This window comes from Xanthomonas sp. NCPPB 1754, from assembly GCF_041475725.2.
Lineage (GTDB): Bacteria > Pseudomonadota > Gammaproteobacteria > Xanthomonadales > Xanthomonadaceae > Xanthomonas > Xanthomonas euvesicatoria.
This window is the reverse complement of record NZ_CM192982.1, coordinates 2,215,226-2,236,005: the sequence shown is the minus strand read 5'-3', so window position 1 is coordinate 2,236,005 and position 20,780 is coordinate 2,215,226. Positions and strand designations below refer to the sequence as shown.

Below are 20,780 nucleotides of genomic sequence, written 5' to 3'. Positions count from 1 at the left end.
ATGCGTATCTGGGCAATCGCCAACCAAAAGGGCGGCGTCGGCAAGACCACCACGACGCTGGCATTGGGTCGCGGCCTGGCCGCGCTCGGCCACCGCGTCTTGTTGATCGACCTCGATCCGCACTCCTCGCTCACCCGCGCCTTCGGCGTGGCGATCGACCCGCCGCCGCGCGGGGTGCTGGACCTGTTCGGCACTCCGCCAAGCGACCTGGCCAGCCTGGCGCATGAAAGCAGCATTCCGGGCCTGTCGTATGTGTGCGCGCAAGCCGCATTGGCCACGCTGGAACGCCGCAGCGCCAACCAGCCCGGCCTGGGCCTGGCGCTGCAGAACGCCATGACCCGGCATGCCGGCCAGCACGACTACATCCTGCTGGACTGCCCGCCAACCCTGGGCCTGCTGATGATCAACGCACTGGCCGCCTGCGACCGCGTGGTGGTGCCGACCCAGGCCGAGCCGCTTGCCCTGCATGGCCTGGCCAGCATGGTGCGCACCGCCGACATGGTGCAGCGCTCGCGCCGGCGCGAGCTGCCGGTGTCGATCCTGCCTACGCTGTTCGACCGCCGCACCCGCGCCGGCACCGAAACGCTGAAGGAAATGCAGGCCACCTACGGCCCGGTCGTCTGGGAAGACGCGGTGCCGGTGGACACCCGAATCTGCAACGCCGCCGCCCTGACCGTGCCCGCCGTTGGCGGCGACTATCAGGGCCGCGGCCTGTCCGCGTATCGCCGTGCGCTGGAATGGGTGCTGGCCGATGACGCGATGCGTATGGAGCAAGCCGCATGAGCAACCCCACCGCCAACGGTGAATTGGACGATTATCTGGAAGGCCTGCTGCACGATGCGGGCGTGGAGAGCGTTGCCCCACCTGCGGCCACCGCAGCCACGGTCGAAACGCCGGCACTTGCGCATGCAGATCTTGCGCTGGCCGAGCCGCCGGTCGAGACGGCCGCACTTCCCGAAGCCGCTACCGTCTCCGAAGCTGCCACCTCCAACGCGATTGCCGCAGCGCGCAGCGCCGATGCGATCGCCGCCGATTTCCTGGCAGAAATGGACGCCGACCCGGCGTTCGCACCGCCGGTCAAGGCCGCGCCCAGCGCTGCCGACATTGCCGCCGACTTCCTGGCCGAAATGGACGCCGACCCGGCCTTCGCACCGCCGGTCAAGGCCGCGCCCAGCGCCGCCGACATCGCTGCCGACTTCCTGGCCGAAATGGACGCCGACCCGGCCTTCGCACCGCCGGTCAACGCCGCACCCAGCGCCGCCGACATCGCTGCCGACTTCCTGGCCGAAATGGACGCCGACCCGGCATTCGCCCCGCCGGCCAAGGCCGCGCCCAGCGCCGCCGACATCGCCGCCGACTTCCTGGCCGAAATGGATGCCGATCCGGCGTTCGGAACCGCGCCCACTGCAGTGGACCTGATCACCGCCGATCTGCTGGCAGAAATGGATGCCGACCCGGCCTTCGGGCTGGAGGCCGCACCGGTCGCGGTGCCTGCACCCGCCCCGGCACCGGCGCCCGCCCCGGCCCCCCGTGCGGCACCGGCGCCGGCACGCGCGCCGGCACCGACCGGGCTGCAGGCACTGCTGGCACCCGGCCAGGCCGACAAGATTCACGCCGAACGCCGCGCCAGCGAACGCAGCACCCGCTGGCTGCGTCTGCGCTGCGGCGAGCAGACCTATGCGCTGGAATTGCTCAAGGTGCAGGAAGTGGTGCTGCCGGTGCCGCTGCTGCCGCTGCGCGGCACGCCCAGCGCCATGCTGGGCATCATGAACCTGCGGGGCCAGGTGGTCCCGGTGATCGATCTGGGCATCCACCTGGGCTCTTCGCCGGTGGACATGGACCTGCAGACCCGCGTGGTGGTGCTGGAAGAAAACGGCGAAACCATGGGCCTGCGCGTGTCGGCCGTGGAAGACGTCACCAGCCTCACCGATCAGCAGATCGAGCCGCCGGACAACGCCCGGCTGTGCCGCATCTACAACAACCTGTTCCGCGGTGTCGCACGTCTGGGCCATCAGCCGATGATCCTGCTCGATGCCACCCATCTGCTGCATTGACGCGCGCCTAGCTTGCTCGCACCTGCACGCACAACGATTCACCGTTAAAGCTTTTCCGCCCCCCGCCGTTAGTACGCATAGAACCATCCGTTCGGAGCAACAATGAGCACAGTGACATTGGGTGAGGATCTCGGCATCGAGACCAGCGCCGACCTCAAGCAAAAGCTTGCCGGATTCCTCACCCAGGACGGCGACCTGGTGCTTGATGCCGGTGAAGTCCGACGCATCCACACCGCCAGCGTGCAGTTGCTCTGCGCCTTTGTGCAGAGCCGCCGCCAGGCCGGCCTGCACACCGAATTCGATGGCTGCAACGACACTTTTAGGGATGCAGCGCGTCTGCTCGGCGTCACCGACGCGCTCGGACTCCCCGCATCCAATGACAACCTGAAATCTGTGGAGAACGCCGCATGAGCGCACGTATCTTGGTGGTGGACGATTCGGCGTCGATGCGCCAGATGGTCTCTTTCGCCCTCACCTCTGCCGGCTTTGCCGTCGAAGAAGCCGAAGACGGCGCCGTTGCGCTGGGCCGCGCGAAGGGCCAGCGCTTCAATGCGGTGGTCACCGACGTGAACATGCCCAACATGGACGGCATCTCGCTGATCCGCGAGCTGCGCCAGCTGCCGGACTACAAGTTCACCCCGATGCTCATGCTCACCACCGAGTCGGCGGCCGACAAGAAATCCGAAGGCAAGGCAGCCGGCGCCACCGGTTGGCTGGTCAAGCCGTTCAACCCAGAACAGCTGATCGCCACCGTGCAGAAAGTTCTCGGTTAAACCCTCCTCGCTTCAGCTTCGGATTTCACGCCCATGAGCATGGACCTGCAACGTTTCCACGCCACCTTTTTCGAGGAAAGCCGTGAAGGGCTCGACGCGATGGAGGCCGGGCTGCTGTCGCTTGAAGAAGGCAACCGCGACCCGGAAATCATCAACTCGGTGTTCCGCGCCGCGCACTCGATCAAGGGCGGCGCTGCCACCTTCGGTTTCGACGCCGTCGCAGGGCTGACCCACGTGCTGGAGACGCTGCTGGACGAGCTGCGCTCCAACAAGCGCCAGCTCGAACCCAATGCGGTCGATGCCATGCTTGGCTCGGTCGATGTGCTGCGCGCCCTGTTGCGCGAAGCCGAACACGGCACCCCGGCCGATCCGGCTGCGGTCAAGGCCGTGCACACCCGGTTGAATGCCGTGCTCGCTGGCGAAGCGCCGGCCGCCGCGGCGGTCGCCAAGCCCAAGGAAGAAGAACCCGAAGCCTGGCACATCGGTTTCACGCCGGCGCCGTCGCTGTTCATGAGCGGCAACGACCCGCTGCGCATCATCCGCGAGCTCGAACACCTGGGCCCGCTGCAGATCGCCGCGCGTCTGGAGCGCATGCCGGGTTTTGAAAACATCGATCCGCTGGAAGCGTATCTGGCGTGGGACCTGGGCCTGATCGGCAAGATTCCGCGCAGCAAGATCGAAGACACCTTTGCCTGGGTGGTGGACGACTGCGAACTGGACATCCGCCCGATGGCCGTGCCCGGCCCGCCGCCGAGCCTGGCCGTGGACGCTCCGGCGGCCGCACCGGTTGCAGCCGTTGCCGCTGCACCGGGCGCCGCTGCCGAACCTGCTGCCGCCGCGGCGACACCGGCCAAGGCCGCCGCTGCCGAAGCCGAAAGCTCGATCCGCGTCAGCGTCGACAAGGTCGATGCATTGATCAATCTGGTCGGCGAACTGGTGATCACCCAGGCCATGCTCAAGCAGGTCTCCACCGGCCTGGACCCGGCGCATGCCGAACAGCTGTTCGCCGGCCTGGATCTGCTCGAGCGCAATACCCGCGATCTGCAGGAAGCGGTCATCGGCGTGCGCATGCTGCCGGTGGATGCGGTGTTCCGCCGCTTCCCGCGCCTGGTACGCGACCTCTCCAGCCGCCTCGGCAAGCAAGTGCGCCTACGCACCATTGGCGAAAGCACCGAGCTGGACAAGGGCCTGATCGAAAAGATCGCCGATCCGTTGGTGCACCTGGTGCGCAACTCGATCGACCACGGCCTGGAAATGCCCGATGCGCGCCGCGCCTCCGGCAAGGACGAAACCGGCACGATTACCCTGGCGGCATCGCACCAGGGCGGCCACATCGTGATCGAAGTCAGCGACGACGGCCGTGGCCTCAATCGCGCCAAGATCCTGGAAAAAGCGGCCGAACGCGGCATCGCCGTGCCGGACAACCCGACCGATGCGCAGGTGTGGGACTTGATCTTCGCACCGGGCTTCTCCACCGCCGATGCGGTGACCGACCTGTCCGGTCGTGGCGTGGGCATGGACGTGGTCCGCCGCAACATCCAGGGCCTGGGTGGCGAAGTGCAGCTGGAAAGCAACGCCGGCAGCGGTACCCGCGTGTTGATCCGTCTGCCGCTGACCCTGGCCATTCTGGACGGCATGACCGTTTCGGTCGCCGGCGAAACCCTGATCCTGCCGCTGTCCTACGTGCTCGAAGCCCTGCAGCCGGCACCGGAAGACGTCCGCGCGATGGCCGGCGACGGTCGGGTACTGCGGGTGCGTGGCGAATATCTGCCGATCCTCTCGCTCACCAATTACTACGGCTTCGGCGGGCAACAGTCCTCCAAGGAATCGCTGGTGGTGGTGGTCGAAGGCGACGGCCAGAAGATCGCGCTGGAAGTGGACGAATTGCTTGGCCAGCAGCAGGTGGTGGTCAAGAACATCGAGAACAATTACCGGCGGATTCCGGGCGTTTCCGGCGCCACCATCCTCGGCGATGGGCGGGTCTCGCTGATCGTGGACATCGGTGGCCTGGTGCGCTCGCTCAAGGTACCGCAAGCCGCGTAATGCACTCGCCGCGGCCTGGATGCCGCGGCGCAAGGCTCCACCACGCCATCGATGCACGATGGGTGCTGGAGCGATCGCCGGCAGTATGGGGACTGCCGGCATCAGCAACACCCGTCCGGCCCGACACGACCGGCGGAGATTCTGGCCCTTTGTCCGGATCTTTCGACGCTGCCATCGTCATTCGCCCAACCACTGACGGGCGCCCACGAGGCCAGTCGTTCTCTGCAATACGAGAAGACCGCTATGAACTGGTTCCGCAATCTTGCCGTTGCCCGCAAGTTGGCCGTGGCGTTTTCCTTTACCGCGTTGATCACCTTGAGCCTGGGCGGGTTTGCGCTCGTGCGCATGCAGTCCAGCGCACATCTGTTGCGCGAGATCGGCACCGTGTGGGCACCGGCCGTGCAGCAACTGAGCGAAATGCGCGCATTGCTCGGCGAATTCCGCACCTACGAACTTGCCCAGCTGGCACACGCCGACGATCCGAAGGCGGTGCAGAATTATTTCGAACGCATGGACAAGGCGCGCGCCGACGTCGCGACGGCGCAGGACGCCTACGCCAAGACCACCACGGCCGGCAGAGAGACCGAGTTGTACGACGAGGTCAAACTGAAACTGGACGCGTACTACAAGGCCAACGCCGCACTCAGCGCCGCGGTGCGTGCCGGCGATCTGGTCACTGCCAATCGCGTTTCCGATGAGCAATCGCGCCCGGCGCGGCGCGACCTGTTCGCGAAATTGGTCGAGCTGACCAAGTTCAACGTCGCCCACATGGACAGCGAGATCGCGCAGGCCGAGGCGACCTATCAACGCTCGGTGCAGGTCATGCTCGTGGCGATGGTGCTGGTCGTGCTGCTGGCTGCATTTGCCGGTTGGTTCATCGCCCGCAGCATCGCCGGCCCGCTCGCGTTGGCCATGCCTCGCGCTGGCCCCACCGAGCACCATGAACGCCAGCATGCTGCAATGCAACATGCGACTTCAGAATTCCGGGTGGCGAACGCTACCGGTGTATCTCTTTTCCACCCTCCCCAGAGAGAAACACCATGAAATTCCTGCATTCCATGACCGTCGGGCGACGCCTGGCGGTGGCATTCGCGTTGCTGATCGCGTTGCTTGCCGGCTCCACCGCCCTGGCGCTGTCCCAGTTCAAGACCGTCCAACATCAGGTCGCGATCATCGTCGAGGTCAATAACCGCAAGGCAGCGCTGCTCAGTCAGATGCGCGAGAGCAACATGCTCGGCGAGCGCTACATCCGCGACTTCATGCTGGCGACCCCGCAGCAGCGGCCCGCTGTCGATGCGCAGCTCAAGGCCAATCGCGAACATTACGCGCAGTTGTGGACCGCGTTGAAACAGCTGCCGACCAACAGCGACGGCCTACGTGCTCGGCAGGCCATCGAAGACAGCCTCACCGCTGCCCGCGCCACCAACAACCGGCTGCTGGGCCTGGTACGCGAAGGCGACCTGGAGGGCGCAAAGCAGCTGCTCAGTGGGCAGGCGCAGCCGTTGCTGGAGCGCCGCTCCAAGGCGATTGCTGCCGCGGTGGAATTGCAGAATCAGCAGAATGCCGCCGGCGCGGCCACCATCCTGGGCAGCGTGGCGCTGGCAAACCGTGCCTTGATCGCCTTCGGCCTGCTCGCGGCCGGCCTGGCCGCCGCGTTGGCGTGGCTGATCTCGGCCAGCCTGGTGCGGCCGCTGAAGCAGGCCACGCAGGTCGCCGATGCGATCGCCCACGGCGATCTGGATCACCCGATCGGCCCGCAGCCAGGCGATGAGCCCGGCCAGTTGTTGACCAGCATGCGCGGCATGCAGGAGCAGCTCAAGGCCGTTGCCGCCGCGCAGCAGGAGATGGCCCGCCAGCACGACAGCGGCAAGATCAGCTTCCGCATGGACCAGGATGCGTTTCCCGGGCAATACGGCAGCATGGTGCGCGATACCAATGCTCTGGTAGATGCGCATATCGCGGTCAAGCTCAAGCTCGCGCAGATCATGTCGCGCTACGCCATCGGCGACCTGAGCCAGGACATGGACCGCCTGCCGGGCGAAGAAGCCGTGTTGAGCGAGACCATGGACACCGTCAAATCCAACCTGACGGCGATGAACAGCGAGATCAAACTGCTGGCCCAGGCTGCGGCCGATGGCGACTTCAGCGTACGCGGCGATACGGCGCGTTTCCAGCACGATTTCCTGGCAATGGTGGAAAGCCTCAACCGGCTGATGGCCACCGCCGACGGTAATTTGGGCGCGCTGTCGAAGGTGCTGCAGGCCATTGCTGCAGGTGATCTCACCCAGCGCATGCAGGGCGAGTTCAACGGCGTGTACGCGCAGATGCGCGACGATGCCAACGCCACCACCGAACAGCTCTCCAGCATTGTCGGGCGCATCCAGCACGCCACGGTGTCGATCAATACCGCGGCCAGCGAGATCGCCGCCGGCAACAACGATCTGTCGCAGCGCACCGAACAGCAGGCCGCCAACCTGGAAGAAACCGCGGCCTCGATGGAGGAGCTCACCTCCACCGTCAGGCAGAACGCCGAAGGGGCACGCCAGGCCAACCAGCTTGCGATCGGCGCGGCGGCTGTGGCGTCGCAAGGCGGCGACGTGGTCGGCAAGGTGGTGTCCACCATGGCCGACATCGAAGTCTCGTCGAAGAAGATCGCCGATATCATCTCCGTCATCGACGGCATTGCCTTCCAGACCAACATCCTGGCGTTGAACGCCGCAGTGGAAGCGGCGCGCGCAGGCGACCAGGGCCGCGGATTCGCGGTGGTGGCCAGCGAAGTGCGCACGCTCGCCCAGCGCTCTGCCGGCGCAGCCAAGGAAATCAAGCACCTCATCGACGACTCGGTGAGCAAGGTCGCCGAAGGCTCCGTCCTGGTGGACCAGGCCGGCAAGACCATGGCCGACATCGTCGCCAGCGTGCAGCGCGTCACCGACATCATGGGCGAGATTTCTGCCGCCTCGCAGGAACAGTCGGCCGGGATCGAGCAGGTCAACCTCACCGTGACGCAGATGGACGAAACCACCCAGCAGAACGCGGCGCTGGTGGAAGAAGCCACGGCCGCGGCACGTGCAATGGAAGAGCAAGCCGGTCAGTTGTCCGATGCGGTATCGATCTTCAAGGTGCAGCAGGTCGCCGGTGTGGTGCCCGCGGCCAAGCGCCCTGCACCGCTGCGCCTGGCCGCTGCCACGTCGGCCAGCGTTGCCAAACGCGTGACCGGCTCGGCTGTTACAAAACCCAGCGCCGCCCCCGCCCCAGCGCAACGCCGGCTGGCTGCCGCGGCCGGCAACAGCGAGTCGAACTGGCAGGAGTTCTAAGCCCACTGCAGATACACGGCCGCCGGATCAGACGGCAGGTGGTCCCCAGGCCCCGGCAGCAATGTCGGGGCTTTTTTTTGGCGGGGAAAACCCTGCCGAGGCAGTGTCGCGTGTCGTTGTCGACAGCTTGCGGTGGGCGCATGAGGCTGTGCGCGTGCCTTCATCCGGCGCTGCGCACCGGCTTTCCCCGCAGGAGAAGGAAGTCATTGCGACGACCATGCAAGCGTGCCGCTGGTCGAAAATCGGTCAAGCGCAGGCTCGTGCGGCCGATACAACAAGCACTGAGGGCCGCATTGCCCGCGCTAGATCGAAGGACGTCCGCATGCACACCGCCAACTCCAACCGCTCTGCCCGCAACGTGCTGGGCTGTGTGTTCACCGTCGCGTTGCTGGCTGCGGGCGTCTCGTTGCCGCCCTCCTTCGCCGCCCCGGCAGCGCCGGTCTCGGTGCTTCTGGACAATGTGCCGGTTACTGCATTGCAGGCGCTGGCGGTGGATCTGGCGCAGTTGCGCGACGATCAACGTGCACAGCTTGCCGCCAGGCACGATGCGGCGCGTATCGAAGCCTACGACGAGCGTCTGGGCAATCTGCACCAGCGGATCGCACGGCATGCCGGCTACTTCCAGGCCACCGCGCCGCAGGGCGAACAGGCACGCAAATTCGCGCTGGTACAGCAGCAGCTGGGCAAGTATCTGGCACAGCACCGTCAGGCCAATCGCGCCCTGCACGAAGGCGACCTGCAATACGCACAAGCCTTGTCGCTGGGCCATAGCGGCGATACTCGCCACGTCTTGTGGACCGAACTGCAGAGCCTGCAGCAATCGGTCGCCAGCGTGAACGTCGCGCAGCGCAACTGAGCCGCTGCAGGCAAACCTTGCCACGCAGCGCCCGGGCAACATCACGCGTAGCACGCACCAGTTCACGCTGAACCATCACGCCTTATGCGGCTGAGTTCATCGGCGCGGCGACTGCACAATCTCCCGGCCCGCCCGCCGGTGCCGTTCACACCGTGCGCTGCCCGGTGCCGCATGCGCAGCGCCTGCGCCAGGACGCTGAGCGCCGTCACCGCATTGCCTGATGAATTCGCCGGGCAGCTGTGAGCCGTTCAATGGTCGCCGAAAGTGCAAACCGCCACCGTGCCCACGCCGTCGGCGATCGCGTGACAGCATGTCTTTCAGGCACTGTCTGGTTCGCTGTCATGCCCAGCGCGCTGCCACTGCGCCGAGCACGCAACGCGCCGTGCCAGCGCGTTAACGCACTGAGCAGAGCCACACCATTCGCAGGTCGACTCCGCCACGAATCGTCCGCCACCTGCGTTGTGTCCGGCTCAACATTTTCGGAATCAGGTCGCTATCCGACTTACAACGGCCACATTCCTTTGCTGGATATCTGCCATGACGCTGAAGACCACGGTTGCGAAAACGCTGGCCAATGTGCCGCTCAAGCGCAGGTTCTTCGCCCAGACTGCCCTGGTTGCGCTGGGCATCATTGCGTTGGCGGTGATCGCCGCACGCATGCAGTACGTCGACCTGACCGATACGCGCCGCGATGGGCTCAAGAGCCAGATCGAGATGGCGACTGCGGTGGTCAATGGCTATGCCGAGCGCGCCGAAAAGGGCGAGATCGACGTGGAGACCGCCAAAAAGAGTGCGCTGCATACCCTGTCGACCATGCGTGCACGTGGCGGTGTGGATTACATCTACGTCACCGACCAGACGCCGACGATGCTGATGCACCCCACCCGCCCGGACCTGGTCGGCAAGCCGTTGAGCGACGTGCTCAGCCCGGACGGCAAGCGCGTGTTTCCAGCATTCGTCACCGCAGCGCAGGCCGGCGGCGGCTATGTCGACTACACCTGGGCCAAGCCAGGGCAGAAGGATCCGGTGCAGAAAACCTCGTACGCGGCGCTGTACAAGCCGTGGGGCTGGGTGATCGGCACCGGCGTGTACCTGGACGACACCCAATCTCAGGCGCTGGTTTTCACCGGCATCGTTGCGCTCGCCGGTGGCGCCCTGGTGCTGATCAACCTGCTGGTGGGCTGGCTGATCGGCAATTCCATCCTGGAGCCGGTGTCGCGTGCCCTGGCGGCCATCAAGGGCGTGGCGCGCGGCGACCTGAGCGTGCGTACCGCCGAACACGGCACCGATGAAATCGGCCAGATGCTCAAGGCGACCGACGAGATGGTTCATACCTTGGAGCGCTTCTCCGCGCAGACCAAGGTGATGGTGCACATGCATGCCGGCGACGATGTCACCCACCGCATGCCGACCGATTTCCCGGGCGTCTACGGCGAGCTGGCCACCGGCATCAACACGATGATCTTCGAGCACCTGGATGCCATCGTCGATGCGATCGGCATCCTCAACGAGTATGCGCAAGGCGACCTGTCGCGCAATGCCGCGCGCCTGCCCGGCACGCGCGCGGTGCTGCATGAAGCGATGGACGCAGCCAAGGCCAGCCTGCTGGCGATCAACACCGAGATCAAACGCCTGGCCCAGGCCGCGGCCAACGGCGACTTCAGTCAGCGCGGCGATGCGACGCGCTTCAAGCACGACTCGGCGCGCATGATCAACGACCTCAACGCGATGATGGAGGTCAGCGACCGCAACCTGGGCAAGCTGTCCGAGCTGCTGGCGTCCCTGGCCGAAGGCGACCTCACCGCGCGCCTGGACGGCCAGTACCATGGCGTGTTCGCGCGCATGCGCGACGACGCCAACACCACGGCCACCCAACTGGCCGGCATCGTCGGGCGCATCCAGCAGGCCGCCAGTTCCATCACCGGCTCGGCCAGCGAAATCGCCGCAGGCAACAACGATCTGTCCCAGCGCACCGAACAGCAGGCCGCCAATCTGGAAGAAACCGCCGCCTCGATGGAGGAGCTCACTTCCACCGTCAAGCAGAATGCCGAAAGCGCACGCCAGGCCAACCAGTTGGCGATCGGCGCCGCCAGCGTGGCCTCGCAGGGCGGCCAGGTGGTGAGCCAGGTGGTGGACACCATGTCCGGTATCCAGACCTCGTCCAAGAAGATCGCCGAGATCATCAGCGTCATCGACGGCATCGCCTTCCAGACCAATATCCTGGCACTGAATGCCGCGGTGGAAGCCGCACGTGCCGGCGAACAAGGCCGCGGATTTGCGGTGGTCGCCTCGGAAGTACGCACGCTGGCCCAGCGTTCGGCCAATGCGGCCAAAGAGATCAAGCACCTCATCGACGATTCGGTGGGCAAGGTGTCCGAGGGCTCGCTGCTGGTGGATCAGGCCGGCAAGACCATGGCCGAGATCGTCTCTTCGGTGCAGCGCGTCACCGACATCATGAGCGAAATTTCTGCCGCCTCGCAGGAACAGTCGGCCGGGATCGAACAGGTCAACCTCACCGTCACCCAGATGGACGAGAGCACGCAGCAGAACGCGGCGCTGGTGGAAGAAGCCACCGCAGCGGCCAATGCCATGCAGCAGCAGGCGCAGCAGCTGGATGAGGCGGTGTCCAGCTTCCGGATCGTCGCTGCCACCTCCAAGACGTTCGGCCATGCCGGCACACGCGCGCCTGCGCGGGCTGCGCTGGCCGCCTACTGACCGCACATGCCCCGCTCCGGCGGGGTTGTCTTCTCCCTTTTCCTTTTTCCTTCCGCGGCTACGCCCATGACCTCGCCTTCCACCCACTCACGTTTCAGCGGACGCCTGGCGTACCGCCTGATGTTCGGTACGGCAGTCATTGCGTCGCTGTGCTTCGGTTTGACCGCAGCCATCACCTATTGGCAAAGCAGTCGCGCATTGAGCGCCTCTGCGCAGGCCACGATGCAAAATGCCGCGCGCTACCAGGCCGAGCAGATCGGCAGCGAGCTTGGCCAGGCGTTGACGACCGGCCAATCGCTGGCCACCACCTTGCTGGTGCAACGCGCCAATGGCGGCATCAGCCGCGACAGCGCCGCGGCAGTGGTGCACGACCAATTGCTGGACCACCCCGAGTGGGTCGGCATGGGCACCTTGTGGGAGCCACAGGCCTTCGATGGCAAGGACAGCGCATTTGCCAATGCCAAGGGCCACGACGCCACCGGCCGCTTCATGACCTACTGGGGACGCAGTGAGCAGACACTGGTCCGCGAGCCGCTCACCGATTACGAAACCCCCGGCCTGGGCGACTGGAATCTGAAACCGCGTGCACTGCTGCGGCAGACCGTGGCCGAACCCTACGATTACAAGATCGGCGGCAAGACCGTGCTGATGACCACCTTGTCCATGCCGATCCTGCAGGACGGCAAGTATCTGGGCGCGGTCACCGTGGACGTGGCACTGGCGGCATTGCAGCAGCGCCTTGGCGCCTTGCGCCCGATGCAGGACGGTTATGTCGAACTGCTCTCGCCTGCCGGCGTGGTGCTGGCATCGCACGACACCACGCGCATCGGCAAGCAGGTCACCGACGCACGCCACCGCACCATGCTGGAGGCGATCAAGGCCGGCAAGGACGCGTTGGATTTCACCCCCGATGCAGACGGCGCAGTCAGCGCCTACGTTCCGCTGCAGATCGGCAAGGCGCAAGAGCGCTTCGCGCTGGGCGTGGTGGTGCCGTATGCCACGATCATGCAGCAGGCGCATCACCTGCTGTGGACCATCCTTGCCGTCGGCCTTGGCTCGGCGCTGGTGCTCAGCGTGGCGCTGTTTGCGCTGCTGCGTCGCCAGGTGGTGCGGCCGCTGGAGGCCGCCGCGCACGTGGCCGATGCGATCGCCTCGGGCAAGCTCGACAACCAGATCGCCGTGCAGCGCCAGGACGAAGTGGGCCGCCTGATGGGCGCCATGCAACGCATGCAGAGCGACCTGCGCGAGCGCATCGAGCGCGATGCGCAGGTGGCCAACGAAAACCTGCGCATCCGCACCGCGCTGGAACATTCGGAAATGGAAGTACTGCTGGCCGACGAACAGCACAACGCGGTGTTCATCACCCAGGCGCTGCACACCTCGTTCAAGCAGGGCGAGCCCGCCTTTCATGCCAAGGGCCAGACCGGCTTCAGTGCCGATGCGGTGGTCGGCAAGCCGATGGACTACGTGTTCGGCAACGATGGCGAAGGCGCCGCGCGTACGCAGCGTCTGCGGCAGCTGCAGTCCACCACCACCGAGCGCTACCGCTTCGGGCCGGTGACGCTGGATCTGACCATGACCCCACTGTATGCCCCCGATGGCCGTCGTAGCGGCAGCATGCTGCTGTGGCGCAATATCAGTGCCGAAGTCAGCACCCAGCAGGAAGTGGCCGAGCTGGTGCAGTCCGCCTTGATGGGCGATTTCGGCCAGCGCCTGGCGCTGGACGACAAGCATGGGTTCTATCTGGAATTCGGCCGGCAGCTCAATGGCCTGCTGGAAACCACTTCGCTGAGCCTGGAGCGGATTTCCAGCCTGCTCAGTGCGCTGGCCGAAGGCGACCTCACCGTACGCATGGACGGCGACTTCCAGGGCGTGTTCGCCCGCATGCGCGACGATGCCAACGCCACGGTGGCGCAGCTCACCGGCATTGTCTCCGGCATTCAGACCTCGGCCACGCAGATCAGCGCAGCCGCCAGCGAAATTGCTGCCGGCAACAACGATCTTTCCCAGCGCACCGAACAACAGGCCGCCAATCTGGAAGAAACCGCGGCCTCGATGGAGGAACTCACCTCCACCGTCAAACAGAATGCCGAGCATGCGCGTCAGGCCAACCAGCTGGCCATCGGCGCAGCCGACGTGGCATCGCATGGCGGTTCGGTGGTGGCGCAGGTCGTCACCACCATGTCGGGCATCGAGACCTCGTCCAAGAAGATCGCCGAGATCATCAGCGTCATCGACGGGATCGCGTTCCAGACCAATATCCTGGCCTTGAATGCCGCCGTGGAAGCGGCGCGTGCCGGCGAACAGGGCCGCGGATTTGCCGTGGTCGCCTCCGAGGTGCGCACGCTGGCGCAACGTTCGGCCGGTGCTGCCAAGGAGATCAAGCACCTGATCGACGATTCGGTGAGCAAGGTGGAACAAGGCTCGTCGCTGGTGCATCAGGCCGGCACCACCATGAGCGAGATCGTCGCCAGCGTGCAGCGCGTCACCGACATCATGGGCGAAATCTCCGCCGCCTCGCAGGAGCAGTCGTCGGGCATCGAGCAGGTCAACCTCACCGTGACGCAGATGGATGAAGCCACGCAGCAGAATGCCGCGCTGGTGGAAGAAGCCACTGCCGCAGCGCGTGCGATGGAAGAACAGGCCGGCCAGCTGACCGAGGCGGTGGCGGTCTTCAAGCTCAATCATGCGGTCAAGCCCGTGCTGGCTGCGTCCACTGTCAAACCAGCGGTGCGCGCGGTGGTCACCACCAAGCCGGCAGCCGCCCGCGGCAAGCGCGTGGCGACACTGCTGCCTCACTCCGTGGGCAAGTCCTCCGGCACTGCCGGTCACGACAGCCAGTGGCAGGATTTCTAACCGCCCTGCGCGCAGTGGATTGCAAGCGAACACAAGCGTAATCGCACGCACGCAGCGTTACTTGCATTCCACAGCTGCATCCCGCACGGCGCGTCATCGGCGCGCCGTGCATGCCCTGCCCCTTCCGCTCGTCCGACGCGCATCAAGAATCATGCAGCGTTGCCGTTAGTGTGGATGACATCGACTGCCTGCGCCACACCGCAGCAGCCGGTCCAGCAGTGCATGCGTGCTGTCGCGACCAACGCAGCCAGCGCATGCATCCGGATAGTTGTTTCCGCAGGTCGTCACGCAAGGGATGCCATGAAGCCGTCTGTTATCGCCAGCTGTTTTGTGCTGTTGGGTGTGATGGGTCATGCCCGCGCTGAAGACCCGATCGCGACCGACCGCCCGGATTTCGTGGAATCCAGCCTCACCGTCGGCGACCGCCGCGTGCAGGTGGAAACCAGCGTCGCGTGGGAACGCGACGACGCGGTGAATGCATATTCCACGCCCACGCTGCTGCGCTACGGCCTGGGCCAGACCTGGGAATTGCGGCTGGAAACCGATGGCTGGCAGCGCATCGACCTGCCTGGCGATGCGCAGGTAAGCGGCATGTCCGACGTCTCGCTCGGCATCAAACATCACCTGGCCAGTTCCGACGATGGCAAGACCTCGCTGGCCTGGTTGCTGCATGTGGATCTGCCCAGCGGCGCGCAGGCATTGCGCGGCCATGGTGCGCGCCCCTCGTTCCGGCTGGTGGCCGAATGGGAGCTCAGCGACAGCATGTCCGCGGGCATGATGCCCGGGGTGATCTGGGACGACGATGGCCAGGGTAATCGATATACCGCCGGCATCTTCGGTGCCGTTCTCGGCAAGGCCTGGAACGACCGCGTGCGCTCGTTCGTCGAAGTGGCGTTGCCGCAGATCGCCAACAGCGACGATGGCGGCACCGTGGCCCTGCTCGATGTCGGCTCGGCCTGGCTGCTGAGCAACGACGTCCAACTGGACGCTGTCTACAGCCGCGGACTCAACGACCGCTCACCGGATCACGCGCTCGGCGTGGGCCTGTCTTTCCGCTTCTGACACGGGTTGCACCATGAAGATCATGCACATGCTGGGCGTCCTGGTGCTGGTGGCCGCATTGGCCCTGCTCGCCTTGGGTGGCGTGGGCTATAACGGCCAACGCGGCCTGCTCGATGCGATTGCCGCACAGGTCATCTCCTCCGATGCGCTGCGCAACCATATGCAGGCGGACATGATGCACGACGCCCTGCGCGGCGATGTCACCGCCGCGTTGCTTGCTGCCTCCACGAAAGACGATAAAGCCGTGGCGGCCGCGCGCAGCGCATTGGGCGAACACGCCGGCGAATTCCGCGAGTCGCTGGCAGCCAACCGCAAACTGCCGCTGGCCCCTGCATTGCGCGCCGATCTGGACGCGGTGACGCCGGCACTGCAGGCCTATATCGCATCCGCCGACCAGGTGGTGAAGGCTGCCGAAACGCAGGCGGACAGCGCAGCGGCCTACGCGGATTTCAACGATAAATTCGGCCAGCTTGAAACCCGCATGGGCGCCATCAGCGAGCGCATCCTGGCCTTGAACGAGGCCAGCCGCCGCCAGGCCGAGCAATACAGCCACCGCGTGATGTGGCAGCAGGGTAGCGCCGTGGTGCTGGCATTGGTGTGCCTGGCGCTGGCGGCCGGCTGGATTCTGCGCTCGGTGTTCGGCCTGCTTGGCGGCGAGCCGCAACTGGCCATGGCTGCCGCGCAACACATCGCCGAAGGCCGCCTGGACCAACCGATCCCGGTCGCCGCAAAGCACTCGCGCAGCCTGATGGCCGCATTGGCGCGCATGCAGCGCGACCTGCGCGAGCGTCTGGAGCGCGAGCGCAGCATCGCAGCCGAAAACCTGCGCATCCGCACCGCACTGGATAACGCTTCCACTGGCATGTACATCGCCGACCCGGACCTCACCATCATCTACACCAATGGTGCGCTGCAAAACCTGCTGCACACCTACGCAGACGATATCCAGGCCTGCGCGCCTGCGTTCAATCGCACCGCCAACCTGGTCGGCCAACCGGTCTCGCTGCTGGAAGTGGGCAACGCACAGGACGCGGAGATCTATCAGCGTCTGGACCGCCAGGGCGCTGCCCAGCGCGAGGTGCAGTACCGCAGCACCTGCATCGCACAGAACGTTTCGGCAATTCGCGACGAGGCCGGCGCGCATCTGGGCTTTGTCTGCGAGTGGCGCGACCGCACGGCCGAGGCGCGCGTGGAAATCGACGTTGCCGACGTGGTGCGCAGCGCCGCTGCAGGCGATCTTTCCAAGCGCATCGACAGTACCGGGAAACAAGGCTTTTTCCTGCAACTGGCGCAACAGCTCAATGCCTTGCTCGATGCCAACGCGGTCAGCATCGCCGAAGTGTCGCGCCTGCTGAGCGCGCTGGCCGACGGCGACCTGAGCGCGCGCATGCAGGGCCAGTTCCATGGCGTTTTCGCCACGATGCGCGACGACGCCAATACCACCGCCGAGCAACTGGCGCTGGTGATCGGGCGTATCCAGCAGGCCGCCGGCAGCATTCATACCGCCTCCAGCGAAATTGCTGCCGGCAACAACGACCTGTCGCAGCGCACCGAACAACAAGCGGCCAATCTGGAAGAGACTGCCGCCTCGATGGAAGAGCTCACCTCCACCGTCAAACAGAATGCTGAAAGCGCACGCCAGGCCAACCAGTTGGCGATCGGTGCGGCTGGTGTGGCTTCGCAGGGCGGCGCGGTGGTGGCGCAGGTGGTCACCACCATGTCCGGCATCGAAGTCTCATCGAAAAAGATCGCCGAGATCATCAGCGTGATCGACGGCATCGCGTTCCAGACCAACATCCTGGCGCTCAACGCCGCCGTGGAAGCGGCGCGCGCCGGCGAGCAGGGCCGCGGTTTCGCAGTGGTCGCCTCCGAGGTGCGCACGCTGGCGCAGCGGTCGGCCGGTGCCGCGAAAGAGATCAAACATCTGATCGACGATTCAGTGAGCAAGGTCGCCGAGGGCTCGCAGCTGGTCCATCAGGCCGGCACCACCATGGCCGATATCGTCGCCAGCGTGCAGCGCGTCACCGACATCATGGGCGAGATCGCTGCCGCGTCGCAGGAACAGTCGTCGGGTATCGAGCAGGTCAATCTCACCATCACCCAGATGGATGAGGCGACCCAGCAGAACGCCGCATTGGTGGAAGAAGCCACTGCCGCTGCGCGCACCATGGAGGACCAGGCCAGCCAGCTGGCGCACGCAGTGTCGCGCTTTACCCTGGCCGATGCGCCGCAGGCGCAGGCTGCAATGCCTGTGGCCACAATGCCCGCCGTGGTCGCCGTTGCCCGGGCAAGCAAGCCCAGCAGGCGTGCGCCGAGCGCTCGCAAGCCGGCAGTGAACGCGTCCGCGGCCACCGCCGGCAACGACAGCCAGTGGCAGGACTTCTGAGCAAGCCGGTGCGCGACGGCGGCCCGGATCTGGCGCCGTGACGCAGAGCGCTGTTTAGCGGCCCTGCGACTCGGCCACATCGCCGCGACAACTGTATTGCGGCGTTTTCGCGTAATCGGCAGGCGCTTGCCTGCCCGTTAATACTTCACAACTAAATAAGTTGGCGTTTCAGCCGTTAGCTTGCTGGATAACGCCGCTAGGCAATGTTTCGGAGCAAGTGATGAATAAGTTCAACGACTGGCCAATCCGCCGCAAACTCATGTTTGCCTTCTGTCTGAGTGCCGTGCTCACCGCATTACTGGGCGGTTTGGGCTTTTCGCGCATGAAGCAGATGCAGAGCGAAACCACCTTGATCAACCAGGACGTGGTGCCGGTGTTGAGCCGCCTGTCCGAGTTGCGCGGTTTTGCCGGCGAATTCCGCGTCTACGAAGTGGGCCAGTTCCTCAACCTGGAAGACCCGGAACGCTATGCGTATTTCTTCAAGCGCATGGATGAAATCCAGGCCAAGTACGCCGACACCCAGAAGCAGCTGGACGCCAAGATCGATGCGGCCTCGCCGTTGAAGGCCGAGTACGCCAGGCTCACCGATGCCAGCGCCCGCTATTTCGCCGCCAACCAGCAGCTGCGCAAGCTCTATGCAGAGCCCGACCGCGCCGCTGCGATGGAGTTTTCGCGCAAGCAATCGGGCGAGATCCGCAAGGAACTGTTCGCCTCGGTGGACAAGCTGTATGCACAGCAGTCCAAGGCGCTGGGCGACATGGTGACTGCCAGCGCCAGCTCGTTCAAGCTGACCAGCGCCGTGCTGCTGATCGGCACCTTGCTGATGGCGGCCTTGTCGGTGACCTTCGGTTGGTTGATCGCGCGCAGCATCACCAGCCCGCTTGCCAAGGCGCTGGGCGCCATCCAGGCGGTCTCGCGTGGCGATCTGGGCGTGCAGGTGGGCAAGACCAGCAAGGACGAGATCGGCCAGATGCTGGAGGCCACCGGTGGCATGACCCAGATGCTGCGCCGTTTCTCCGACGAAACCGCGCGCATGTCGCACCTGCATGCTGCCGAAGACATCACCCACCGCATGCCGGAAGATTTCCCCGGCGTGTACGGCAACCTTGCCACCGGCATCAACACGATGATCTTCGAGCATCTCGACGCCATCATCGATGCGGTGCGCATCCTCAATCAATATGCCCAGGGCGACCTGAGCGAAGATGCGCGTCGCCTGCCGGCCAGCCGCGCGGTGCTGCATGAAGCGATGGATGCGGCCAAGGCCAGCTTGTTGTCGATCAACACCGAGATCAAGCACCTGGCACAGGCGGCCGCCTCTGGCGATTTCAGTGCGCGTGGCGATGCGCAGCGCTTTAAGTACGACTTCGCCGTGATGGTGTCGGATCTGAACTCGATGATGGAAGTCAGCGACCGCAACCTGGGCAAGCTGTCGCAGCTGCTCGGCGCCGTGGCCGAGGGCGACCTGACCGCGCGCATGGACGGGCAATTCCACGGCGTGTTCGCACGGCTGCGCGACGACGCCAACGCGACCACCCAGCGCCTGACCGACATCGTGGGCCGCATCAAGCACTCCACCCTGGCGATCAACACGGCCGCCGGCGAGATTGCCGCCGGCAACAACGACCTCTCGCAACGCACCGAGCAGCAGGCGGCCAACCTGGAAGAAACCGCCGCTTCGATGGAAGAGCTCACCTCCACCGTCAAGCAGAACGCCGAGCACGCGCGTCAGGCCAACCAGCTGGCCATCGGCGCGGCAGGCGTGGCATCGCACGGCGGCAACGTGGTCGGCCAGGTGGTCACCACCATGTCCGGCATCGAAACCTCGTCCAAGAAGATTGCCGAAATCATCAGCGTCATCGACGGCATCGCGTTCCAGACCAACATCCTGGCCTTGAATGCCGCGGTGGAAGCGGCGCGTGCCGGCGAGCAGGGCCGTGGCTTTGCCGTGGTGGCCTCGGAAGTACGCACGCTGGCGCAGCGTTCGGCCGGTGCAGCGAAGGAGATCAAGGGCCTGATCGACGACTCGGTGAGCAAGGTGGCCGAAGGCTCGGCACTGGTGAATCAGGCCGGCAGCACCATGGCCGAGATCGTCTCCTCGGTGCAGCGTGTCACCGACATCATGAGCGAAATCTCTGCCGCCTCGCAGGAGCAGTCGGCCGGCATCGAGCAGGTCAACCAAACCGTCACCCACATGGACGAGGCCACCCAGCAAAACGCCGCATTGGTGGAAGAAGCCACCGCCGCTGCACGCTCGATGGAAGAGCAGGCACAGCAACTCACCGAAGCGGTAGCGCTGTTCCGCCTCTCGGCCGAACTGGAAGCGGTCACCCGCGCAACGCCGGTGGTACGCCAGATCGCCGCCAAGCGCCCGGTGGCGGCCAGCACGCCTGCCACCAAACCGCATGCCGCGCGTCCGGCGGGCCGCGCAGCAGTGGCAATGGCGCCGTCCAACGAATCCGATTGGTCCGAGTTCTAAGCGCGCGAGACGGCTGCGCTCACCGCCAAGTGGGCGCGACCTGTGCCGGGTCTGGCAAATACTACGTAGGTATGCGGATCCTGAAGTCGGTCTCCGAGTGTTGGACTATTCGCCATGTTGTACGGTCGTTAAATCAGCCGCATGGCCTTGAAATGGCAACTGTTATCGAAGCCGCGCCCTCAAAAAGCGCGGCTTTCATTTTGGCGCACTGTCGAAAACAGACTCTTCAGTACGATTCAATA

General features: G+C 65.4%; 11 protein-coding genes and 3 pseudogenes. All 14 read left to right on the top strand.

Annotated elements, in window-relative coordinates; genetic code table 11:
- The 14 genes and pseudogenes from ACCQ15_RS09835 to ACCQ15_RS09770 all read left to right on the top strand — a co-directional run bounded on the left by ACCQ15_RS09835 (nucleotide 1) and on the right by ACCQ15_RS09770 (nucleotide 20,538).
- On the top strand, nucleotides 1-783 hold the full coding sequence (locus ACCQ15_RS09835) for a ParA family protein (RefSeq protein ID WP_003489696.1): 783 nt from the start codon (nucleotides 1-3) through the stop codon (nucleotides 781-783).
- Entirely contained in the window at nucleotides 780-2,054 is a 1,275-nt protein-coding gene (locus tag ACCQ15_RS09830; protein ID WP_011347245.1) for a chemotaxis protein CheW, read from the top strand. The genes ACCQ15_RS09835 and ACCQ15_RS09830 overlap by 4 nt, the downstream gene beginning before the upstream one ends.
- Nucleotides 2,055-2,156: 102 nt before the next feature.
- Nucleotides 2,157-2,465 carry an STAS domain-containing protein gene (locus ACCQ15_RS09825; RefSeq protein ID WP_003489692.1) on the top strand — a complete coding sequence of 103 codons (309 nt, stop codon included), beginning with the start codon at nucleotides 2,157-2,159 and terminating at the stop codon, nucleotides 2,463-2,465.
- Nucleotides 2,462-2,827 carry a response regulator gene (locus ACCQ15_RS09820; RefSeq protein ID WP_002806565.1) on the top strand — a complete coding sequence of 122 codons (366 nt, stop codon included), beginning with the start codon at nucleotides 2,462-2,464 and terminating at the stop codon, nucleotides 2,825-2,827. Before ACCQ15_RS09825 ends, ACCQ15_RS09820 begins: the two co-directional genes overlap by 4 nt.
- 33 nt (nucleotides 2,828-2,860) lie before the next feature.
- Nucleotides 2,861-4,870 carry a chemotaxis protein CheA gene (locus ACCQ15_RS09815; protein ID WP_008577777.1) on the top strand — a complete coding sequence of 670 codons (2,010 nt, stop codon included), beginning with the start codon at nucleotides 2,861-2,863 and terminating at the stop codon, nucleotides 4,868-4,870.
- 243 nt (nucleotides 4,871-5,113) lie between these two features.
- Nucleotides 5,114-5,782: pseudogene (locus tag ACCQ15_RS09810) on the top strand (MCP four helix bundle domain-containing protein); the annotation flags it as partial.
- A 128-nt stretch (nucleotides 5,783-5,910) separates the two neighbouring features.
- Nucleotides 5,911-8,184 carry a methyl-accepting chemotaxis protein gene (locus tag ACCQ15_RS09805; RefSeq protein ID WP_372381459.1) on the top strand — a complete coding sequence of 758 codons (2,274 nt, stop codon included), beginning with the start codon at nucleotides 5,911-5,913 and terminating at the stop codon, nucleotides 8,182-8,184.
- Between the two features lie 322 nt (nucleotides 8,185-8,506).
- Nucleotides 8,507-9,040 carry a hypothetical protein gene (locus tag ACCQ15_RS09800; protein WP_372353901.1) on the top strand — a complete coding sequence of 178 codons (534 nt, stop codon included), beginning with the start codon at nucleotides 8,507-8,509 and terminating at the stop codon, nucleotides 9,038-9,040.
- A 537-nt stretch (nucleotides 9,041-9,577) separates the two neighbouring features.
- A pseudogene (locus tag ACCQ15_RS09795) lies at nucleotides 9,578-10,321 on the top strand (cache domain-containing protein); the annotation flags it as partial.
- 231 nt (nucleotides 10,322-10,552) lie between these two features.
- Nucleotides 10,553-11,755: pseudogene (locus ACCQ15_RS09790) on the top strand (methyl-accepting chemotaxis protein); the annotation flags it as partial.
- A gap of 66 nt (nucleotides 11,756-11,821) precedes the next feature.
- Nucleotides 11,822-14,611, top strand: a complete 2,790-nt coding sequence (locus ACCQ15_RS09785; protein ID WP_372381457.1) for a methyl-accepting chemotaxis protein — start codon at nucleotides 11,822-11,824, stop codon at nucleotides 14,609-14,611.
- A gap of 300 nt (nucleotides 14,612-14,911) precedes the next feature.
- Complete coding sequence (locus tag ACCQ15_RS09780; protein WP_372364023.1) at nucleotides 14,912-15,673, top strand: transporter; 762 nt, start codon at nucleotides 14,912-14,914, stop codon at nucleotides 15,671-15,673.
- A 13-nt stretch (nucleotides 15,674-15,686) separates the two neighbouring features.
- Nucleotides 15,687-18,059 carry a methyl-accepting chemotaxis protein gene (locus tag ACCQ15_RS09775; protein ID WP_372381456.1) on the top strand — a complete coding sequence of 791 codons (2,373 nt, stop codon included), beginning with the start codon at nucleotides 15,687-15,689 and terminating at the stop codon, nucleotides 18,057-18,059.
- A gap of 220 nt (nucleotides 18,060-18,279) precedes the next feature.
- Nucleotides 18,280-20,538 carry a methyl-accepting chemotaxis protein gene (locus tag ACCQ15_RS09770; RefSeq protein WP_042841309.1) on the top strand — a complete coding sequence of 753 codons (2,259 nt, stop codon included), beginning with the start codon at nucleotides 18,280-18,282 and terminating at the stop codon, nucleotides 20,536-20,538.
- Nucleotides 20,539-20,780: the final 242 nt, after the last annotated feature.

Excerpts from the sequence above, each read along its gene's own strand:
- ACCQ15_RS09775 (WP_372381456.1), top strand. The coding sequence starts at position 15,687 with ATGAAGATCATGCACATGCTGGGCGTCCTGGTGCTGGTGGCCGCATTG.
- ACCQ15_RS09805 (WP_372381459.1), top strand. The coding sequence starts at position 5,911 with ATGAAATTCCTGCATTCCATGACCGTCGGGCGACGCCTGGCGGTGGCA.
- ACCQ15_RS09800 (WP_372353901.1), top strand. The coding sequence starts at position 8,507 with ATGCACACCGCCAACTCCAACCGCTCTGCCCGCAACGTGCTGGGCTGT.
- ACCQ15_RS09835 (WP_003489696.1), top strand. The coding sequence starts at position 1 with ATGCGTATCTGGGCAATCGCCAACCAAAAGGGCGGCGTCGGCAAGACC.
- ACCQ15_RS09815 (WP_008577777.1), top strand. The coding sequence starts at position 2,861 with ATGAGCATGGACCTGCAACGTTTCCACGCCACCTTTTTCGAGGAAAGC.
- ACCQ15_RS09820 (WP_002806565.1), top strand. The coding sequence starts at position 2,462 with ATGAGCGCACGTATCTTGGTGGTGGACGATTCGGCGTCGATGCGCCAG.
- ACCQ15_RS09780 (WP_372364023.1), top strand. The coding sequence starts at position 14,912 with ATGAAGCCGTCTGTTATCGCCAGCTGTTTTGTGCTGTTGGGTGTGATG.
- ACCQ15_RS09770 (WP_042841309.1), top strand. The coding sequence starts at position 18,280 with ATGAATAAGTTCAACGACTGGCCAATCCGCCGCAAACTCATGTTTGCC.
- ACCQ15_RS09825 (WP_003489692.1), top strand. The coding sequence starts at position 2,157 with ATGAGCACAGTGACATTGGGTGAGGATCTCGGCATCGAGACCAGCGCC.
- ACCQ15_RS09785 (WP_372381457.1), top strand. The coding sequence starts at position 11,822 with ATGACCTCGCCTTCCACCCACTCACGTTTCAGCGGACGCCTGGCGTAC.
- ACCQ15_RS09830 (WP_011347245.1), top strand. The coding sequence starts at position 780 with ATGAGCAACCCCACCGCCAACGGTGAATTGGACGATTATCTGGAAGGC.